Below are 19190 nucleotides of genomic sequence, written 5' to 3' on the forward strand. Positions count from 1 at the left end.
TCGGTGCGGTTGCCGACGGATGTCGATCGGCTGTACAGCATGTGCCCGATCCCGTACGCCTCGTGACCGGAGCTGTCCGGCCGAGCAGAGTAACCGGACCCGGGCGCTGCGGCCACCCCGTGCGCGAGGATGGTGACCATGAACGCCATCATCTCCGCATCCCAACTCGAGAGCGACCTGGCAGGGCAGAACCCGCCGGTACTGCTCGACGTCCGCTGGCAGCTCAGCGTGGCCAGGGCGGCCGGTGAACCGCCCTTCGACGGCCGTGCCGCCTACGAGGCCGGGCACCTTCCGGGCGCGGTCTACGTCGACCTGGACAGGGAACTCGCGGGCGCTCCCGGTGCCGGCGGACGTCATCCGCTGCCCGACGTCGCGGAGTTCGGCGCCGCCATGCGACGGGCGGGTGTGTCGTCCGGGACGCCGGTCGTGGCGTACGACGGCGGACAGGGCTGGGCGGCGGCCCGCGCGTGGTGGTTGCTGCGCTGGACGGGTCACCCGGACGTGCGAGTGCTCGACGGCGGATTGACGGCCTGGGAAGGGGCGCTGGAGACGGCGGCGCCGGTGTCGGTGGCGCCGGGTGACTTCGAACCCGTGCCCGGTGCGGTGGGGTTGCTCGACGCGGACGGGGCCGCGGCACTGGCGCGGTCCGGTGTGTTGTTCGACGCGCGCGCGGGGGAGCGGTACCGCGGTGAGGTGGAGCCGATCGACCCGGTCGGCGGTCACATCCCCGGCGCCGTCTCCGCGCCCACGACACAGAACGTGGGAACGGACGGGCGCTTCCTGCCCACGGAGGAACTGGCCGCGCGTTTCAAGGGACTCGGGGCGGCCGAAGGGGCGGACGTCGGCGTGTACTGCGGTTCCGGGGTCTCCGGCGCGCACGAGGTACTGGCCCTCGCGGTGGCGGGCATCCCGGCCGCGCTGTACGTGGGTTCGTGGTCGCAGTGGTCGTCGGACCCCGAACGACCGGTGGCGGTGGGCGCCGACCCGCAGTAGGGCCCCCCGGCGCGACGGACGGCTCGCGCGCGGCAGGGCGCGACGCGCGGGGCCGTCCGCCGTGAGGGCCCTGGAGACGTGTGGGTCCTAGGACGACGACGAGGGAGGGCCCACCGCTGCTGTGCGGTGGGCCCTCCCTCGTGCGACGGGATTACTCCTGCTTCTTGCGCCGGGTTCCGAACACGATCTCGTCCCAGCTCGGGACCGCCGCGCGGCGGCCCGGCCGGACGCCGTCCGCCTCGGCCTGGCGGTCCGTCGCGCCGACGAGGCGGTCACGGTGGCTGCCGACGGAACGAGGCATGAGGACGTCCGCGTAGGCGGAACCGGCACCGGCCGAGGCCGCGGGGGCCGGGGGCTCCTCCGCGTCCGGCTCGGGGTCGGGCTCCTCCTCCACGGGAGGCTCCGCCGGGCGCTCCGGCACCACCAGGTCGCCCCGGAAGCTGGGCACCGCCTCCAGCAGGCTGGTCAGCGAGTCCCGTTCGCTCGTGCTCTCCTCGACGGGCTCCGGCGGCGGCAGGACGGGACGCTCCAGCGCCCGGTCGAGGGCGCGGTCCAGCGGACGGTCCCGGGGCAGTCGGGCGATGCGCGGTACGAAGGGAAAGCTGGGCTCCGGCGCGGCGAGGTCCTCGGACTCGCCGATCAGCGAGCGTGCCTCCTCGTCGACCGCCTGGACGAGCCGCCGGGGCGGGTCGTAGGTCCAGCTCGCCGAGTGCGGTTCGCCCGCGACCAGGTAGACGAGCAGGACCTCCCAGGTCCCGTCGTCGCGGCGCCACGAGTCCCACTGGACGGTGTCCTTCTCGGCGCCACGCAGCAGCAGACGCTCCTGCACGGCCTCGCCGAGCTGGGGTCCGGCGTTCTCACCGGGCCGGCGGACGGGCGTCTTGCGGGCCCGCTCGGCCATGAAGGCGCGCTCGGCGAGCACGGGGCCCTCGAAGCGCCGTACGCGGTCGACGGGGATACCGGCGAGGTGGGCGACCTCTTCCGCGGTCGCACCCGCACGTATCCGCGCCTGGATGTCTCGGGGGCGGAGATGGCTCTCCACCTCGATCTCGATCTGGCCGAGGCGGGGACGGTCGCCGCGTACGGCGGCGCGCAGACGCTCGTCAATCGGAAGCGTGTACTCCGTGCTGTCCGCAGCCTTCAGCACCAGCCGTGTGCCGTCATTGGAGACGGCCACGACACGCAGTTCGGGCATGGGGACCTCCCGGGTGGTGCCTGCCGACGTCACGTGCGTCGCTGCTTCCGCTAGTCGAGTGTGGCCTGCCCGGGTGCAGCCTGCCACAACCTTGCCGAGTTGCCCGGCGTGTCGGACGCGGGCCCGGTCACGCCGTTATGGCACGGTTACCTGTTCGCAACGCTAAGTGACCAACTCCGTCACCCTGTGCAACTGGCCCCCTCCTGGCGGTCCTTGGTGGCCACGGACGCCCTGGCGGGAGACTTGACCCAGGGCTCGCCACAGTACTCCATTCGGACCACCTGCGTGGATTGGCACGCCGCCGAACTTCTTGCAAGGGACGGGACTTGGCCGTCCCTCCGGGGCTTCCGCGATCTTGGAAGTGGCGTACTTCACGCAATCGGCAGAAACGGAACCAATGGTTTGGAGGGCTCGTCCCCGCCGGCCTGTTCCTCGTCCCGGGCGTCGCAGTGGCCTCTGAAGTCACGTCGCCCCGGGCGTCACAGGGGCCCCGTGCGTCACAAGGCCCCCGTCCGTCACGCTCCCAGCACCCTGCGCAGGTAGTCGTTCTGGAACAGCCGGTCCGGGTCGAGCCGGTCCCGGAGGGCGGTGAACTCGGCGAAGCGCGGGTAGACCCCGGCGAAGTACTCGGCGTCGCGGGTGTGCACCTTGCCCCAGTGCGGCCGGCCCTCGTGCGCGGTGAAGATGCGCTCCGCGGCGGTGAAGTACGCCTGATAGGGGGTGCCCTTGAACATGTGGACGGCGATGTAGGCGCTGTCGCGGCCCGAGGCGGTGGACAGCGTGATGTCGTCGGCCGGAGCGGTCCGCACCTCCACCGGGAACGAGACGCGGAGCCCGGAGCGGTCGACCATGGTCCGCAGCTCGCGCAGTACCTCGGTGACGGCCTTGCGGGGGACCGCGTACTCCATCTCCACGAAGCGCACCCGGCGCGGCGAGGTGAACACCTTGTACGGGATGTCGGTGTACGTCCGTGCGGACAGGGCCCTGCTGGAGACCCGGGCGATCGCCGGGACGGTGGCGGGCGCCGCGCGGCCGACCAGCTGGGCCGCCTGGAAGACGCCGTTGGACAGGAGTTCGTCCTCGATCCAGCCCGCGACCGGGCTCACCGGCTTCGCCGGGCCTGCGCTGCGGTTGTTGCGCTTGGTGTTGGTGCTGCCGGTGTGCGGGAACCAGTAGAACTCGAAGTGCTCGTTCTCGGCCCACAGTTCGTCGAAGTCCGACAGGACCCGGTCGAAGGGCATCGGCTCCTCGCGGGCCGTGAGCAGGAAGACCGGCTCCACGGCGAACGTGATCGCGGTGACGATGCCGAGCGCGCCCAGCCCGATGCGGGCGGCCGCGAAGACCTCCGGGTTCTCCTTCTCCGAGCAGGTGAGTACCGAGCCGTCGGCCGTGACCAGTTCGAGCGCTGCGATCTGGGCGGCGATCGAGGCGGACTCACGGCCCGTGCCGTGCGTGCCGGTACTGGTGGCCCCGGAGACCGTCTGCTCCATGATGTCGCCCATGTTGGTGAGCGACAGGCCCTCACGCGCGAGGGCCATGTTGAGCCTCTTGAGCGGAGTGCCGGCCTCGACCGTGACCGTCCCGGCCTCCCGGTCAATGTTGCGTATACCGGTCAACAGTTGAGGGCGGATCAACACACCGTCGGTGGCGGCTATGGACGTGAAGGAGTGCCCGGTGCCGACGGCCTTCACCTTCAGACCGTCCTCAGCGGCCCTGCGTACGGCCGCGGAGAGCTCCTCGACCGAGGCGGGCGTGACCTCCCGCGCGGGACGGCCGACGACGTTGCCTCCCCAGTTACGCCACGTGCCGTTCTTCCCGCTCGCTGTGCTGCTCAACGGTGCCTCCCCGACGCGGAACCGGCCTGTTGAGCCGGCGGTACCCGAGGAAACCGACCGCGACCGCGACGGCCCCGGACACCGCCGGAACCCCGTACCCCGCACGCGCACCGGCCGCGTCGATGACCCAGCCGGCCACGGATGAGCCGAGCGCCACCCCGACCGCGAGCCCCGTGCTCACCCAGGTCATGCCCTCGGTCAGTTGCGCGCGTGGTACGTGCTTTTCGATGAGAGACATCGTCGTGATCATCGTGGGAGCGATGGACAGGCCCGCAGCGAACAGCGCCACGGCCAGAAACGGCAAGTTTCCGACCAGTAGGAGGGGGATCATACTCACGCCCATGGTGCACACGCCCAGCAGCCAGCGACGTTCGGGCGCCCCCTTGAAGTGCAGCAGCCCGAACACGATCCCCGCCAGGCAGGAGCCCGCCGCGTACAGCGCGAGCACGACGCTCGCCGCGCTCTTGTGCCCCTGCTCGTCGGCGAAGGCGACGGTCACCACGTCGACCGCACCGAAGATCGCGCCGGTCGCGACGAACGTGGCCACCAGGACCTGCAGATCGGGTGCGCGCAGCGCGGAACCGCCCCCGCGGTGGTCGCGCGGATGCGGGGCGGGTTCCGTAGCGCGCTGAGCGGTCAGCCAGAAGACGCCCACGGCCAGGAAACAGGCCGCGAGCAGCGGACCGGCCTCGGGGAACCAGGCCGTCGACAGCCCGATGGAGATGATCGGTCCGAAGATGAAGCAGACCTCGTCCACCACGGACTCCAGCGAGTACGCGGTGTGCAGTTGCGGGGTGCCCCGGTAGACCGCCGCCCAGCGGGCCCGGACCATCGCGCCGAGACTCGGCACGGAGCCGATGCCGGCGGCGCACACGAACAGCACCCAGTCCGGCCACGCGTAGTGCGCGGCGAGCAGCAGACCCGCCGACGCCAGGAGCGCGACCAGCGTCGCCGGCCGCAGGACCCGCCGCTGTCCGTGCAGGTCGACCAGCCGGGAGATCTGCGGGCCGACCGCCGCCGCGGCGAGCGCCATGGTGGCCGACAGAGCGCCCGCCAGTCCGTACCGTCCGGTCAGCTGGGACACCATCGTCACCACGCCGATGCCCATCATCGACAGCGGCATCCGGCCCACGAGACCCGCGGCGGAGAAGGCCGTGGAGCCTGGGGCGGCGAACAGGGCGCGGTACGGGCTGGGCACGGTGTCTCCGGTCGGGGAGGGAGGGCTCGCTCAGTGCGGCGCACAGACAGCAGTAAGGCGTGAAGGTGGCCGTTACAGCTTACGAATAAGGTGACCCTAACGCACCCCCTCGGACGGCCCGGATCCGCTCCCCGCCACCCCGCGCCGCAGGTCGCGTCCCCCGCCCGCCGCCCCGCCGTTTCCCGGCTGTCGGTGCCGGGTGGCAGGATCGAGTCATGCCAGACGCGCTCGATGCCACCCCCTACGACGCCCTGCTCCTGCTCTCCTTCGGCGGCCCGGAGGGGCCGGACGACGTGGTCCCGTTCCTGGAGAACGTCACGCGCGGGCGCGGCATCCCCCGGGAACGCCTGAAGGAGGTCGGACAGCACTACTTCCTGTTCGGCGGGGTCAGCCCGATCAACGACCAGAACCGCGCCTTGCTCGACGCCCTGCGCAAGGACTTCGCGGACCACGGCCTGGACCTGCCCGTCTACTGGGGCAACCGCAACTGGGCCCCCTACCTGACGGACACCCTGCGCGAGATGGTCGCCGACGGCCGCCGCCGCGTCCTGGTCCTCGCCACCAGCGCGTACGCCTCCTACTCGGGCTGCCGCCAGTACCGCGAGAACCTCGCGGACTCGCTCGCCGCGCTGGAGGCGGAGGGCCTGGAGCTGCCGAAGGTCGACAAACTGCGGCACTACTTCAACCACGAGGGCTTCCTCGAGCCCATGATCGAAGGCGTGCTGCGCTCCCTGGCGGACCTGCCCGACGACGTCCGGGACGGCGCCCACCTCGCCTTCTCGACCCACTCCATCCCGCTCGCCTCCGCCGACACCTCCGGCCCCGCCGAGGGCCACGGCGACGGCGGCGCGTACGTGCGCCAGCACCTCGACGTCGCCCGGCTGATCGCCGACGCCGTCCGCGAACGCACCGGTGTCGACCACCCGTGGCAGCTCGTCTACCAGTCCCGCTCCGGAGCCCCGCACATCCCGTGGCTCGAACCCGACATCTGCGACCACCTCGAGGAACGGCACGCCGCCGGGGTCCCGGCCGTCGTCATGGTCCCCATCGGCTTCGTCTCCGACCACATGGAGGTCCTCTACGACCTCGACACGGAGGCCACCGCCAAGGCCGCGGAGCTGGGCCTGCCGGTACGCCGCTCGGCCACCGTCGGCGCCGACCCCCGCTTCGCCGCCGCGATCCGCGACCTCGTCCTGGAGCGCTCCGGCATCGAACGCGGACAGCAGGTCACGCCCTGCGCCCTGGGCGCCCTCGGCGCGAGCCACACCCTGTGCCCCGTCGGCTGCTGCCCGGCCCGTGCCCCCCGGCCCGCCGCCGCGGGCGCCGACAGCCCCTACGCGTGAGGAACCCCGTGAGCGACCCCCTGCACCCGCACCTGCTCGAACTCGCCCAGGAGGCCGCGCGCCGCGCCGGCGAGCTGCTGCGGGACGGCCGCCCCGCCGACCTCGCGGTCGCCGCCACCAAGTCCAGCCCCATCGACGTGGTCACCGAGATGGACCTCGCGGCGGAGAAACTGATCACCGACCTGATCTCCGAACACCGCCCGCACGACGGCTTCCTCGGTGAGGAGGGCGCCTCCAGCGAGGGCACGAGCGGCGTCCGCTGGGTGATCGACCCGCTCGACGGCACGGTCAACTACCTGTACGACCTGCCCACTTGGGCCGTCTCCATCGCCGCCGAGCAGGACGGCGAGACCGTCGTCGGAGTCGTCGCGGCCCCGATGCGCGGCGAGACGTACCACGCGGTCCGCGGCGGCGGAGCGTGGGCCACCGGCGCCTGGGACGGCGCACGCGCACTCGCCTGCCGTCCCGCGCCACCCCTGGACCAGGCCCTGGTGTCGACCGGCTTCAACTACGTCCTGGAGGTCCGCGCCCACCAGGCCGAGGTCGCCCGGAAGCTGATCCCGCTGCTGCGCGACATCCGGCGCAGCGGTTCGGCCGCGGTCGACCTCTGCGACGTCGCCGCGGGCCGCCTCGACGGCTACTTCGAACGCGGCCTCCACCCGTGGGACCTCGCCGCGGGGGACCTCATCGCCCGGGAAGCGGGCGCGCTGACCGGTGGACGCCCCGGACAAGGCCCCGCACGTGACCTGACGATCGCGGCCGCCCCGGGAGTCTTCGAGCCCCTCCAGCAGCTCCTGGAGGACTTCGGCGCCTGGCACGACTGAGCTGGATCGCTCGTTCACCGTCGAAGCGCCGCGCTTCCGGCTCGTTCGCCTTCGGGGCCCCCCGGCACCGGCGCGCCCCTACGGCTCTCTCGCGGCCGGCGCGTGGGGAGAGTGGGCGTCGGTGGGCCCGCGCCGGGATCCCGTCGGGGCCCGGCTGGGTTCGTCCGGGGCGCAGGCTTGGTCGGCCTGAGCGAGGGAACACGAAGCGGGGACCCCGGCGCTGGATTCGCCGGGGTCCCGCTGTCGTGCCGTACGTGCTGAACAGACGCTAGAACGCGCCGACCTCCACACCGTGCTCGGCGGCGAGGCGGCGCAGGTCGTCGAGCTCGGCCTGTTCCACCTCGACGAGGAAGTCGTCGCCCTCGTCGCGAGCCCGCGTCAGGTCGGACTCGGTCGCCCTTATGCGCTGCCGAAGTCCTGCGGTGAATGCGTCCATGCTGCGCCCCCTCGTCCTGGGTCGTGGGTCGATGGCACGGGGGTGTGCCGGTCGGAAGGGGCGATCACGTCTCCACTGGATGCCCAGCACACTGCCCGTCGTGCTGGGCGGCGACGGTGCCGGACACCCACGCCCACTCTGCGGAAAGCGGATCGCTGCGTACCGCACGGTGGTGCGGTACATGCAGAGCGTGATCGCGGGGTGTAAAGCCGTCCTCCCCTCACTCCTCTGCACGGAAACCTCAACCCTCGGAGAAAATCTGGCATTCCCGGGCCTCACACCGGTCCTTAGTGGGCCGCTCACCCGCCTTACCGCCGACTTATGGCCGAAAGGGGCAGGATGGGCGTCAACACACTCACCGAAGCCCCTGCCCGCGCATGCCCGAGAGGCACCGCGCGGGCGGACACAGGAAGGAAGCGACGTGCGCGTACTCGTCGTCGAGGACGAGCAGCTGCTCGCCGATGCGGTGGCCACCGGACTGCGCCGGGAGGCCATGGCCGTGGACGTCGTGTACGACGGCGCGGCCGCACTGGAGCGCATCGGCGTCAACGACTACGACGTCGTCGTCCTCGACCGTGACCTCCCGCTCGTGCACGGCGACGACGTCTGCCGCAAGATCGTCGAACTCGGCATGCCCACCCGGGTGTTGATGCTCACGGCGTCCGGCGACGTCAGTGACCGCGTCGAGGGCCTGGAGATCGGTGCCGACGACTACCTGCCCAAGCCGTTCGCGTTCAGCGAGCTGACGGCCCGCGTGCGGGCCCTGGGGCGGCGCACCAGCGTGCCCCTGCCGCCGGTCCTGGAGCGCGCCGGCATCAAGCTCGACCCCAACCGCCGTGAGGTCTTCCGCGACGGCAAGGAGGTCCAGCTCGCGCCCAAGGAGTTCGCCGTGCTGGAGGTCCTGATGCGCAGTGAGGGTGCGGTCGTCTCGGCGGAGCAGTTGCTGGAGAAGGCCTGGGACGAGAACACCGATCCGTTCACGAACGTCGTACGGGTGACCGTCATGACGCTGCGCCGCAAGCTGGGCGAGCCCGCGGTGATCGTCACGGTGCCCGGCTCCGGCTACCGGATCTGAGCCCCGTGGCCACCACTCCCGCGCCCCCGCAGGCGCCCCCGAAACCCACCTGGGACCCCCGCCGGCCGATGGCCCAGCCGCTGCCGTGGCTGCGCCCCACGATCCGCATACGGCTCACCCTGCTCTACGGCGGCATGTTCCTGATCGCCGGCATCCTGCTGCTGTCGATCATCTATCTGCTGGCCGCGCAGGCCCTGAACGTGGGCAGTGACCTGCCGTTCAAGATCACCGAGGGCAAGGTCACCAGCCGGGTCTGCGACCTGCCGGCGAGCGCCACCCCCGACGTGTTCAACACCGCGATGAGCAACTGCGTCGGCGAGCAGCGCCAGCACGCCCTCGACAACCTGCTCAGCCGCTCCCTGCTGGCCCTGCTGGGTCTCGCGGTCATCGCCTTCGCCTTCGGCTACGCGATGGCCGGCCGGGTCCTGTCGCCGCTCGGCCGGATCACCCGCACCGCGCGCGCGGTGGCCGGCTCGGACCTGTCCCGCCGCATCGAACTGGACGGCCCGGACGACGAACTGAAGGAGCTGGCCGACACCTTCGACGACATGCTGGAGCGGCTGCAGCGCGCCTTCACCGCACAGCAGCGTTTCGTCGGCAACGCCTCGCACGAACTGCGGACCCCGCTCGCGATCAATCGCACGCTGCTGGAGGTGCACCTGTCGGACCCTGGTGCGCCGATGGAGCTCCAGCAGCTCGGCAAGACACTGCTGGCCACCAACGAGCGCAGCGAGCAGCTCGTGGAGGGGCTGCTGCTGCTGGCCCGCAGCGACAACCAGATCGTCGAGCGCAAGCCGGTCGACCTCGCCGAGGTCGCCGAGCAGGCCGTCGACCAGGTGCTCGCCGAGGCGGCGGCCAAGGGTGTGGAGATCCGCAGCGAGCAGAAGTCCGCGGTGGTGCAGGGCAACGGCGTGCTGCTGGAGCGGATCGCGCTGAACCTGGTTCAGAACGCGGTGCGCTACAACGTGCCCGACAATGGCTGGGTCGAGGTGCACACGGAGATCCAGCACGGCCAGGCGGTCCTGCTGGTGTCCAACACCGGACCGGTCGTGCCGGCGTACGAGATCGACAACCTCTTCGAGCCGTTCAGGCGGCTGCGTACCGAGCGCACCGGCAGTGACAAGGGTGTGGGCCTCGGACTGTCCATCGTCCGGTCCGTGGCCCGGGCGCACGGCGGGCACATCTCGGCGCAGCCGCGCGAGGGAGGTGGGCTGGTGATGCGAGTCACGCTGCCTGTCTGAGAGCATGTCCCGACACACGAGGATGTTCGCTTTGCGCGGAATTTTCGGGCCGCTGATGTGGCTGTCCCGTGTGTCTTCGATCACAAGGGCGAATTTCCGGCCATCTACTGTCGGTGATCACGCAACCTGCCGGAAAGCCGGGTAAATCCGGGTTTTCGGGGGTCCTGATCACGGGAAGTACACGGTGAGACGCCTTTGTAGAGCGGCATGGGGACCGTGTACGGTCCCGTTCGCCATCCAAGCCGATCACTCTCGAGGGGTCCGGTTGGGTGTCGATTGAGTAACAGACCTTGATGTGAGGCAAAATCTCCGCCTCGGGTCGGGCACAAGTCCGGCCTCTCACGCGTTACGTGCGCTGGAGACACCGCAGACACCCAGAGGGGGAGAGCGACATGGCAACGGATTACGACACCCCACGCAAGACCGACGACGACGTCGATTCCGACAGTCTTGAGGAGCTGAAGGCCCGGCGGAACGACAAGTCGACATCCGCCGTTGACGTCGACGAGTTCGAGGCCGCGGAAGGCCTCGAACTGCCCGGCGCGGACCTCTCGAACGAAGAGCTGGCCGTACGGGTACTGCCCAAGCAGCAGGACGAGTTCACTTGCATGAGCTGCTTCCTGGTGCACCACCGCAGCCAGCTGGCCCGCGAGAAGAACGGTCAGCCCATCTGCCGCGACTGCGACTGAGGGCGGGTCGGCCGTGACTGGCTCGACCCCACCTCGGAAGCGCCGCTTTCCTCTCCGGAAGGCGGACCACGGGCCGTACACAGGCCCTCACGACGCGCGTGACGACGAGCGGGGCTCATCCGACATCGGAGCGGCCTCGCTCGAACCGTCGGCCGACCCGGGTGACCTCCCGGCGCCGGCGGAGGTTCCCGCGCCCGTCGCCCGGCGACGGGCGGCGGGAATCCGGGACAAGGCCAGGGAAGGCGTCCGTAGGAGCGCCGGCCACGCCAGGGCCGGACTCGGGTACCTCGCCGACCGGATCATCGAGATCGCCCCGCGGATCCCCGTACGGGACCTCGCGGCGCTCCGCAAACAGTTCCCGGGCCTGGGGCCCGAAGAGCTCGCCGACAAGCTCGTCGCGGGCGCGGCCAACGCCACCTCCACGGTCGGCGCCGGGATCGGGGCGGCCGCGATGCTGCCCGTGCCCCCGGCGATGCCCACCGAACTGGCCGCCGAGATCACCGGCGTCGCCGCGATCGAGCTGAAGCTGATCGCCGAACTCCACGAGGTCTACGGCGTACGGCCGCCCGGAAACCTGAAGCAGCGCAGCACCGCCTACCTCAGTTCGTGGTCGGGCGAGCGCGGGATCGACGTGGTCAGGCCGTCGACCGTGAGCACGGCGCTGAACGGCCACATGAAGCGCGAGCTGCGCCAGCAGATCATGAAGCGCACGGTGCGCAACCTGCCGAACCTGATGCCCTTCATGGTGGGTGCCGCGGTCGGGGCGGTCATGAACCGCCGGGACACCAGAAAACTGGCCGCCCGCATCCGCACGGACCTCCGCAAGCTCCAGGTGCCGTGGGACGCGCTGCCCGCGCTGCCGCCGCTGGAGGAGCCCGCGAACCCGATCTCCATCGACGACGTCACCAGAGAACTCGGATCCGGCCACTGGGAGACCGGGCGCTGAACCCCGCGCCGCCCGCACACACGCGGTGTGGCCCGCACCCGCCGGCCCGGGGGAGACCCCGTCCGGCGCCGTGCGGTCACCCGCGGGGCGACACCCCGCGCGAATGTTCTAGTGCCGTGACCGGAAGGGTTTGCCGGAGCCGGTGAACCTTGTCACGGCACTAGGCCGCGGTCCGGGCCTGCTGCAGGGCCTCGGCCAGCCGCTCCGGCTCCCGCGTCGACAGGTACAGGTACGGCGTCGGATCGGCGGGGTCGGTGACCTGCACGCGCAGGGCGCGGGGGATGTAGGCGCGCAGCAGCAGGAAGGCCCGGGTGTCGGCCTTGTACGTGCGCCAGGCGCGGGCCTCCTCCGGGTCCAGGATCTCCGCCTCACCCAGGGCCGTCACCGGGATCTTCGCCTCGCCCGCGATCAGCAGACCGCCCACGACCCGGATGCGCAGCGAGCCGTACGCGCTCGCGACGACCGCCGCGGCCGCCGTCCCGCCCACCAGGCCCCCGAGCATCGGCAGGGTGCCGAAGGGCAGCAGGATCAGTGCCATCGCGACGCCCACCAGGAAGGAGATCAGCCACCAGGAGCGGGGGGCGGTGAGGCGTTCTTCGTACGGGACGGCGGAGGGCTGCATACGGCCAAGCTTGGCACGGTGTCGGGTCGGTACCGACGCGCGGGTAAGGTCTGCGCCTGTGAGTGGTACTTCCGCAGCTCTTCAGCCTCCCGCCGACGCCCTGAAGCCGGTGCGGCACCCCGACGCTCCCGCACCCGGTGAGCTTCTCGGTGCGCACTACGGCCGGTGTTTCGGCTGCGGCGACGAGCAGCCGCACGGCCTGCACCTGGAGGCGCGGGCCGGGGAGGGCGTGTCCCTCACCGCCGAGTTCACCGTGCGGCCCGCCCACCAGGGCGCCCCCGGCCTGGCGCACGGCGGAGTGCTCGCGACCGCCCTCGACGAGACCCTCGGCTCACTGAACTGGCTCCTGCGCACGATCGCCGTGACCGGGCGGCTGGAGACCGACTTCGTACGGCCCGTGCCCGTCGGCACCGTGCTGTACCTGGAGGCCGAGGTGACCGCGGTGGCCCGGCGCAAGATCTACTCGTCCGCCACCGGCCGCATCGGCGGCCCCGAGGGGCCCGTCGCCGTCCGGGCCGACGCCCTCTTCGTCGAGGTGAAGGTCGACCACTTCACCGAGAACGGCCGTCAGGAAGAGATCCAGGCCGCCCTGAGCGACCCCGACCGGCTCCGGCGTGCCCGGGCCTTCGAGGTGAACCCGTGAGCCCCGACCCCGTGGACGTCCTGATCCGGCGCGTCGACCCCGACGTACCGCTTCCGGCGTACGCACATCCCGGTGACGCGGGAGCCGATCTGCGCACCACCGAGAGCCGTGAACTAGCGCCGGGCGAGCGGGCCGTACTGCCCACGGGGGTGTCTGTCGCGCTGCCGGAGGGGTACGCGGCCTTCGTGCACCCCCGATCCGGCCTCGCCGCCCGCTGCGGTGTCGCTCTCGTGAATGCCCCGGGGACGGTTGATGCCGGGTACCGTGGGGAGATCAAGGTGATCGTGGTGAATCTCGACCCGCGCGAGTCGGTGCGGTTCGAGCGTTTCGACCGGATTGCCCAACTGGTCGTCCAGCAGGTCGAGAGGGTCCGCTTCCAGGAGGTCGCGGAGCTTCCCGACTCGGCACGGGCCGAAGGGGGCTTCGGGTCCACCGGAGGTCATGCCGCGGTGGGCGGCGCAAGCGGCACAAGTGGCCCTGCCGTCGCAGGCGGCGGGGCGGGTGGGAATCGATACGCTTCGGTCGTATCCGACCGGGAAGGACAGTGACGTGTTCGGACGTCGCAAGAATAAGGGTGCCGCCGAGGACGCGGCCGGCGAGGCCGAGCAGGTCGTCGACAGCGTCGACGCTGAGGCGGACGAAGAGGGCGAGCGCAAGCGCGTCCGGCTGGAGCCGGAGCCCCGTCCCGACGGACCCTGGGACGGCACCGAGGTCCGCGACCCGGCCGAGGGCCGGGTCGACCTGGGCGGCATGTTCGTACCGGGCGTCGACGGCATGGAGCTGCGGGTTGAGGTCGCGGGCGACGCGATCGTCGCGGCCACCGTCGTGCTGCGCGACAGCGCCATCCAGCTCCAGGCCTTCGCCGCTCCCAAGCGCGAGGGCATCTGGGGCGAGGTGCGCGAGGAGATCGGCTCCGGCATCACCCAGCAGGGCGGCATCGTCGACGAGGTCGAGGGTCCGCTGGGCTGGGAGCTCAGGGCCCAGGTGCCGGTGCAGCTGCCGGACGGCACGGGCGGCTTCCAGGTCGTGCGGTTCGTCGGCGTGGACGGCCCCCGCTGGTTCCTGCGCGGAGTGATCTCCGGTCAGGGCGCGGTGCAGCCGCAGGCCGCCGGGCTGCTCGAACAGATCTTCCGTGACACGGTCGTGGTCCGCGGCGAGGGCCCGATGGCGCCCCGCGACCCGATCGTCCTGAAGCTGCCGAACGACGCGCAGATGGTGCCCGAGGGCGTCCAGCAGGACGACGGCACCTCCCGCTTCTCCGGTGGCATGGGCCAGCTCCAGCGCGGACCGGAGATCACCGAGGTCCGCTAGACCACACACCGCGCGAACAGGGCCGTACTCCCACAGGAGTGCGGCCCTTTCCCGTGCCCGGCGGAATCCGGCGCGAGCGCCACGGCGTCAGGGTTGTGTCAAAGGCGGCGCCGCAGCCGCCTTCCGGCCGGTTCGCCGCGATCGCCCGCCGTAGGGTCGACGCTGCGCGGGCGGCACGGAGCGGAAGACAATGAGGCCATGGGACGCGGCAAGCTTCGGATATACGTCGGTGCGGCACCGGGCGTCGGCAAGACGTACGCCATGCTGTCCGAGGCGCACCGGCGTGTGGAGCGGGGCACCGACTGCGTGGTCGCCGTCGTGGAGCACCACGGCCGGCCCCGCACCGAGGTGATGCTGCACGGCCTGGAGCAGGTCCCCCGCCAGGAGCTGGGCTACCGCGACACCGTCTTCACCGAGATGGACGTGCGCGCCGTCCTCGCCCGGCGGCCCGAGGTCGCCCTCGTGGACGAACTGGCCCACACCAACATCCCCGGCTCGGCCAACACCAAGCGCTGGCAGGACGTGGAGGAACTGCTCGCCGCCGGCATCGACGTGGTGTCGACGGTGAACATCCAGCACCTGGAGTCGCTCGGGGACGTCGTCGAGTCGATCACGGGCGTACGGCAGCAGGAGACCGTGCCCGACGAGGTGGTCCGGCGGGCCGACCAGATCGAACTGGTCGACATGTCGCCACAGGCGCTCCGCCGCCGCATGGCCCACGGCAACATCTACAAGTCCGACAAGGTCGACGCGGCCCTGTCGAACTACTTCCGGCCCGGGAACCTCACCGCGCTGCGCGAACTGGCGCTGCTGTGGGTGGCCGACCGTGTCGACGCGTACCTGAAGCAGTACCGCAGCGAGCACCACGTGTCGAAGATCTGGGGCTCCCGCGAGCGGATCGTCGTCGGCCTCACCGGCGGCCCGGAGGGCCGGACGCTGATCCGCCGGGCCGCCCGGCTGGCCGAGAAGGGTGCCGGCGGCGAGGTGCTGGCCGTCTACATAGCCCGCAGCGACGGCCTGACCTCGGCCTCTCCCAAGGAACTGGCCGTGCAGCGCACCCTGGCGGAGGACCTGGGCGGCACCTTCCACCATGTCGTCGGCGACGACATACCGGCCGCGCTGCTGGACTTCGCCCGCGGCGTCAACGCCACCCAGATCATCCTCGGCTCCTCGCGCCGCAAGAGCTGGCAGTACGTCTTCGGACCAGGCGTCGGCGCCACGGTGGCCCGGGAGTCGGGTCCCGACCTCGACGTGCACATCGTCACCCACGACGAGGTCGCCAAGGGGCGCGGTCTGCCCGTGGCCCGGGGCGCCCGGCTCGGACGGTCCCGGGTCGTGTGGGGCTGGCTCGTCGGTGTCGTCGGGCCGGCGGTGCTCGCCGTCCTGCTGAACACCGTCCACCTCGGCCTCGCCAACGACATGCTGCTGTTCCTCACGCTGACCGTCGCGGCGGCCCTGCTCGGCGGACTCCTCCCCGCGCTGGCGTCGGCGGCCGTCGGCTCCCTGCTGCTCAACTATTTCTACACAACGCCCCTGCACCGCTGGACCATCGCCGACCCGCGGAACATCGTCGCCATCGCGATCTTCGTGGCCGTCGGGGTGTCGGTCGCCTCCGTCGTCGACCTCGCGGCCCGCCGCACCCACCAGGCGGCCCGGCTGCGCGCCGAGTCGGAGATCCTCTCCTTCCTCGCCGGCAACGTGCTGCGCGGCGAGACCGGCCTGGAGGACCTCCTGGAGCGCGTCCGCGAGACCTTCGGCATGGAGTCGGCGGCCCTGCTGGAACGGGAGAGCGACGTCGCCCCCTGGACCTGCGCGGGCCGAGTGGGCCTCGGACGGCCGCTGGAGCGGCCCGAGGAGGCCGACGTCGACATGCCGGTCGGCGACCACATGGCCCTCGCGCTGACCGGCCGGGTGCTGCCCGCGGAGGACCGCCGGGTGCTCGCCGCCTTCGCCGCCCAGTCCGCCGTCGTACTGGACCGCACCCGCCTGCAGGAGAAGGCGGACCGGGCCGGCACGCTCGCCGAGGGCAACCGCATCCGCACGGCCCTGCTGGCCGCCGTCAGCCACGACCTGCGCACGCCGCTGGCCGGCATCAAGGCCGCCGTCTCCAGCCTGCGCTCCGACGACGTCGCCTGGTCCGAGGAGGACCGGGCGGAGCTGCTGGAGGGCATCGAGGAGGGCGCCGACCGTCTCGACCACCTGGTGGGCAACCTGCTCGACATGTCCCGCCTCCAGACCGGCACGGTCACCCCGCTGATCCGTGAGATCGACCTCGACGAGGTGGTGCCGATGGCGCTCGGCGGGGTGCCCGAGGACAGCGTCGAACTCGACGTCCCCGAGGCGCTGCCCATGGTCGCCGTGGACGCCGGGCTGCTGGAGCGGGCGGCCGCCAACCTGGTGGAGAACGCCGTGAAGTACAGCGCGCCCGGCGACACCGTCCTGGTGTCCGCCAGCGCCATCGCCGACCGGGTCGAGGTGCGGGTGGTCGACCGCGGCCCGGGAGTCCCCGACGACGCCAAGGAACGCATCTTCGAGCCCTTCCAGCGCTACGGCGACGCCCCGCGCGGCGCGGGCGTGGGCCTCGGCCTCGCGGTCGCCCGCGGTTTCACCGAGGCGATGGGCGGCACCCTCACCGCCGAGGACACCCCCGGCGGGGGCCTCACCATGGTCCTCACGCTCCGCGCGGCGGGAACGCGCCCGGAGCTCCAGCACGCCGTACCACCGGAAAGGCAGGCCACATGACCCGGGTGCTCGTGATCGACGACGAGCCGCAGATCGTGCGCGCCCTCGTGATCAACCTCAGGGCCCGCAAGTACGAGGTCGACGCGGCCCACGACGGAGCCACCGCCCTCCGGCTCGCCGCCGCCCGCCACCCCGACGTGGTCGTCCTCGACCTCGGCCTGCCCGACATGGACGGCGTGGAGGTGATCAGGGGCCTGCGCGGCTGGACCCGCGTGCCGATCCTGGTGCTGTCCGCCCGGCACTCCTCGGACGAGAAGGTCGAGGCACTGGACGCCGGTGCCGACGACTACGTCACCAAGCCGTTCGGCATGGACGAGCTGCTGGCCCGGCTGCGCGCCGCCGTCCGCCGCGCCGAGCCCACCGGCGGCGGCGAGGACGACGTACTGGTGGAGACCGAGGGCTTCACCGTCGACCTGGCCGCGAAGAAGGTCAACCGGGACGGCCGGGACGTCCGGCTCACCCCGACCGAGTGGCACCTGCTGGAGGTGCTGGTGCGCAACTCCGGCCGCCTGGTCAGCCAGAAGCAGCTGCTGCAGGAGGTGTGGGGCCCGTCGTACGGGACGGAGACGAACTACCTGCGCGTGTACATGGCCCAGCTGCGGCGCAAGCTGGAGGCGGACCCCTCCCACCCGAAGCACTTCATCACGGAGCCCGGGATGGGGTACCGGTTCGAGAAGTGACCCGTCGCGCGGACGGGGCCGGTGCGAACGCCTGCGCGGTGGGTACGAAGCTGTCGGCGTGTCCCGGTACGCTTCAGATATGAGTGCTGTTCCCCGTTCCGAGAAGCCGGTGGGCCGGTTCCGGCGCATGCTCGACCGGCTCTCCTCGTCGCAGGAGGACCTGGAGTCCGAGGAGCTGCGCGAGGATGCCGAGACGGCGGGCTGCACACGCATCGGCGACTGTCACGACCGCCAGGTCGTGACCGTTACTGGTACCTTGCGCACGGTCACCCTGCGGCCGCGCGCCGGAGTCCCGGCCCTGGAGGCCGAGCTGTTCGACGGCACCGCCGCTCTGGACGTGGTGTGGCTAGGCAGGCGCTCCATCGTGGGCATAGAGCCCGGACGCAAGCTGATCGCATCGGGCCGGATCTCGATGAGCCGCGGCCGCCGCGTGCTGTTCAACCCCAAATACGAACTGAGACCCCTCGGACGGGAGTAGCCGGTGACGTCGCTCGACAAGCCGACCGAAGACACCGAAGACGCCCGGCAGCGGGACGCCCGGGCGGTCACCGAGGCCGCGCTGTTCGAGGCGTTCGGCGGCGTGCGGGGCATGGTCGAGACCGTGCTGCCGGGGCTGCTCTTCGTCACCATCTTCACGATCAACAAGGACCTGCACTGGTCGGCCATCGCCGCCCTCGGCGTGTCGCTCGCCCTGGTCGTGGTCCGGCTGGTCAAGAAGGACACCGTCAAGCACGCCTTCAGCGGTGTCTTCGGGGTCGCCTTCGGCGTCGTCTTCGCGATGATGACCGGCAACGCCAAGGACTTCTACCTGCCCGGCATGCTGTACACGCTGGGCCTGGCGGTGGCGTACATCGTCACGACCCTGTGCGGTGTCCCGCTGATCGGGCTGATCCTCGGTCCCGTCTTCAAGGAGAACCTCTCCTGGCGCAAGCGGAACCCGGGCCGCAAGAAGGCGTACGCCAAGGCCAGTTGGGCGTGGGGTCTGATCCTGCTCGCCAAGTGCGCGATCCTCTTCCCGCTGTACTGGTGGGCGAACACCGCGCAGCTGGGCTGGGTCCTGGTCGCCCTGAAGATCCCGCCGTTCCTGCTCGCGGTCTGGCTCACCTGGGTCTTCCTCGCCAAGGCGCCGGCCCCCATCGACGTGTTCGCCGAGATGGAGGCCGAGGAGAAGGCGGAGCGGGAGCGCGAGGCCGCCACCGAGGAACCCGAGACGACGGGCGGACGGCACCGCCGGGACGGCTGAGCGGGCGATAGCGGCGCCGGGACGGCTGAGCGGCGGTAGCGGGCGCCGGCCTGGTCCCCCGGCCCCACCCCGCAGCGGTTACGACGGCGAAGGGCGCCCCGGACATCCGGGGCGCCCCGCTCCCCTCGTTTTAACACAACACTCTTAACACAAACACAATTGTTAAAAAATGGG

The 19190-nt window shown here is 71.5% G+C and carries 19 protein-coding genes; 14 read left to right on the forward strand and 5 right to left on the reverse strand.

Annotation, left to right across the window (positions count from 1 at the left end; genetic code table 11):
* The first annotated feature begins 138 nt into the window (after positions 1 to 138).
* Complete coding sequence (locus ABZT03_RS10925) at positions 139 to 993, forward strand: sulfurtransferase (protein ID WP_356036576.1); 855 nt, start codon at positions 139 to 141, stop codon at positions 991 to 993.
* 151 nt (positions 994 to 1144) lie between these two features.
* Here ABZT03_RS10925 and sepH read toward each other — a convergent pair whose 3' ends face one another.
* From sepH to ABZT03_RS10940, 3 genes are all read right to left on the reverse strand, one after another.
* A complete protein-coding gene (gene sepH, locus ABZT03_RS10930) occupies positions 1145 to 2188 on the reverse strand; it encodes a septation protein SepH (protein WP_356036579.1) in 1044 nt (347 codons plus the stop codon).
* 515 nt (positions 2189 to 2703) lie between these two features.
* Positions 2704 to 4023 (reverse strand): D-arabinono-1,4-lactone oxidase, encoded by a 1320-nt coding sequence (locus tag ABZT03_RS10935; RefSeq protein WP_356036582.1) that lies wholly within the window; start codon positions 4021 to 4023, stop codon positions 2704 to 2706.
* Complete coding sequence (locus ABZT03_RS10940; protein WP_356036585.1) at positions 3983 to 5221, reverse strand: MFS transporter; 1239 nt, start codon at positions 5219 to 5221, stop codon at positions 3983 to 3985. The genes ABZT03_RS10935 and ABZT03_RS10940 overlap by 41 nt, the downstream gene beginning before the upstream one ends.
* 215 nt (positions 5222 to 5436) lie before the next feature.
* Here ABZT03_RS10940 and ABZT03_RS10945 point away from each other — a divergent pair, with 215 nt between their 5' ends.
* Entirely contained in the window at positions 5437 to 6564 is a 1128-nt protein-coding gene (locus tag ABZT03_RS10945; RefSeq protein WP_356036588.1) for a ferrochelatase, read from the forward strand.
* A gap of 8 nt (positions 6565 to 6572) precedes the next feature.
* Positions 6573 to 7388, forward strand: a complete 816-nt coding sequence (locus tag ABZT03_RS10950; protein WP_356036591.1) for an inositol monophosphatase family protein — start codon at positions 6573 to 6575, stop codon at positions 7386 to 7388.
* 268 nt (positions 7389 to 7656) lie between these two features.
* Here ABZT03_RS10950 and ABZT03_RS10955 read toward each other — a convergent pair whose 3' ends face one another.
* A complete protein-coding gene (locus tag ABZT03_RS10955; RefSeq protein ID WP_356036594.1) occupies positions 7657 to 7824 on the reverse strand; it encodes a hypothetical protein in 168 nt (55 codons plus the stop codon).
* A gap of 421 nt (positions 7825 to 8245) precedes the next feature.
* Here ABZT03_RS10955 and ABZT03_RS10960 point away from each other — a divergent pair, with 421 nt between their 5' ends.
* The 4 genes from ABZT03_RS10960 (at position 8246) to ABZT03_RS10975 (ending at position 11775) form a co-directional block, all read left to right on the forward strand.
* A complete protein-coding gene (locus ABZT03_RS10960; protein WP_030605557.1) occupies positions 8246 to 8899 on the forward strand; it encodes a response regulator transcription factor in 654 nt (217 codons plus the stop codon).
* Positions 8900 to 8904: 5 nt separating this feature from the next.
* On the forward strand, positions 8905 to 10140 hold the full coding sequence (locus tag ABZT03_RS10965) for a HAMP domain-containing sensor histidine kinase (RefSeq protein ID WP_356036598.1): 1236 nt from the start codon (positions 8905 to 8907) through the stop codon (positions 10138 to 10140).
* Positions 10141 to 10532: 392 nt separating this feature from the next.
* The gene (locus tag ABZT03_RS10970; RefSeq protein WP_005481602.1) at positions 10533 to 10829 is read left to right on the forward strand and encodes a DUF4193 domain-containing protein; all 297 of its coding nucleotides are present in this window, start codon (positions 10533 to 10535) and stop codon (positions 10827 to 10829) included.
* Positions 10830 to 10842: 13 nt separating this feature from the next.
* On the forward strand, positions 10843 to 11775 hold the full coding sequence (locus tag ABZT03_RS10975) for a hypothetical protein (protein WP_356036601.1): 933 nt from the start codon (positions 10843 to 10845) through the stop codon (positions 11773 to 11775).
* 160 nt (positions 11776 to 11935) lie between these two features.
* Here the strand turns inward: ABZT03_RS10975 and ABZT03_RS10980 are convergent, their stop codons facing one another.
* Positions 11936 to 12397: a DUF3093 domain-containing protein gene (locus ABZT03_RS10980; protein WP_356036603.1), complete on the reverse strand. Its 462-nt coding sequence runs from the start codon at positions 12395 to 12397 to the stop codon at positions 11936 to 11938.
* A 58-nt stretch (positions 12398 to 12455) separates the two neighbouring features.
* Here ABZT03_RS10980 and ABZT03_RS10985 point away from each other — a divergent pair, with 58 nt between their 5' ends.
* The 7 genes from ABZT03_RS10985 to ABZT03_RS11015 all read left to right on the forward strand — a co-directional run bounded on the left by ABZT03_RS10985 (position 12456) and on the right by ABZT03_RS11015 (position 19016).
* Complete coding sequence (locus ABZT03_RS10985) at positions 12456 to 13040, forward strand: PaaI family thioesterase (protein ID WP_356036606.1); 585 nt, start codon at positions 12456 to 12458, stop codon at positions 13038 to 13040.
* Positions 13037 to 13588: a dUTP diphosphatase gene (gene dut, locus ABZT03_RS10990; RefSeq protein ID WP_356036610.1), complete on the forward strand. Its 552-nt coding sequence runs from the start codon at positions 13037 to 13039 to the stop codon at positions 13586 to 13588. The genes ABZT03_RS10985 and dut overlap by 4 nt, the downstream gene beginning before the upstream one ends.
* Position 13589: 1 nt before the next feature.
* On the forward strand, positions 13590 to 14351 hold the full coding sequence (locus tag ABZT03_RS10995) for a DUF3710 domain-containing protein (protein WP_356036613.1): 762 nt from the start codon (positions 13590 to 13592) through the stop codon (positions 14349 to 14351).
* 198 nt (positions 14352 to 14549) lie between these two features.
* Entirely contained in the window at positions 14550 to 17093 is a 2544-nt protein-coding gene (locus tag ABZT03_RS11000) for a sensor histidine kinase KdpD (protein WP_356036616.1), read from the forward strand.
* On the forward strand, positions 17090 to 17773 hold the full coding sequence (locus ABZT03_RS11005) for a response regulator (protein WP_356036619.1): 684 nt from the start codon (positions 17090 to 17092) through the stop codon (positions 17771 to 17773). Before ABZT03_RS11000 ends, ABZT03_RS11005 begins: the two co-directional genes overlap by 4 nt.
* Before the next feature lie 79 nt (positions 17774 to 17852).
* Positions 17853 to 18251: an OB-fold nucleic acid binding domain-containing protein gene (locus ABZT03_RS11010; protein WP_356036622.1), complete on the forward strand. Its 399-nt coding sequence runs from the start codon at positions 17853 to 17855 to the stop codon at positions 18249 to 18251.
* A gap of 3 nt (positions 18252 to 18254) precedes the next feature.
* On the forward strand, positions 18255 to 19016 hold the full coding sequence (locus tag ABZT03_RS11015) for a DUF3159 domain-containing protein (protein WP_356036625.1): 762 nt from the start codon (positions 18255 to 18257) through the stop codon (positions 19014 to 19016).
* The last annotated feature ends 174 nt before the right edge of the window (positions 19017 to 19190 follow it).

It is taken from the genome of Streptomyces sp. NPDC005574, assembly GCF_040605435.1.
GTDB lineage: Bacteria > Actinomycetota > Actinomycetes > Streptomycetales > Streptomycetaceae > Streptomyces.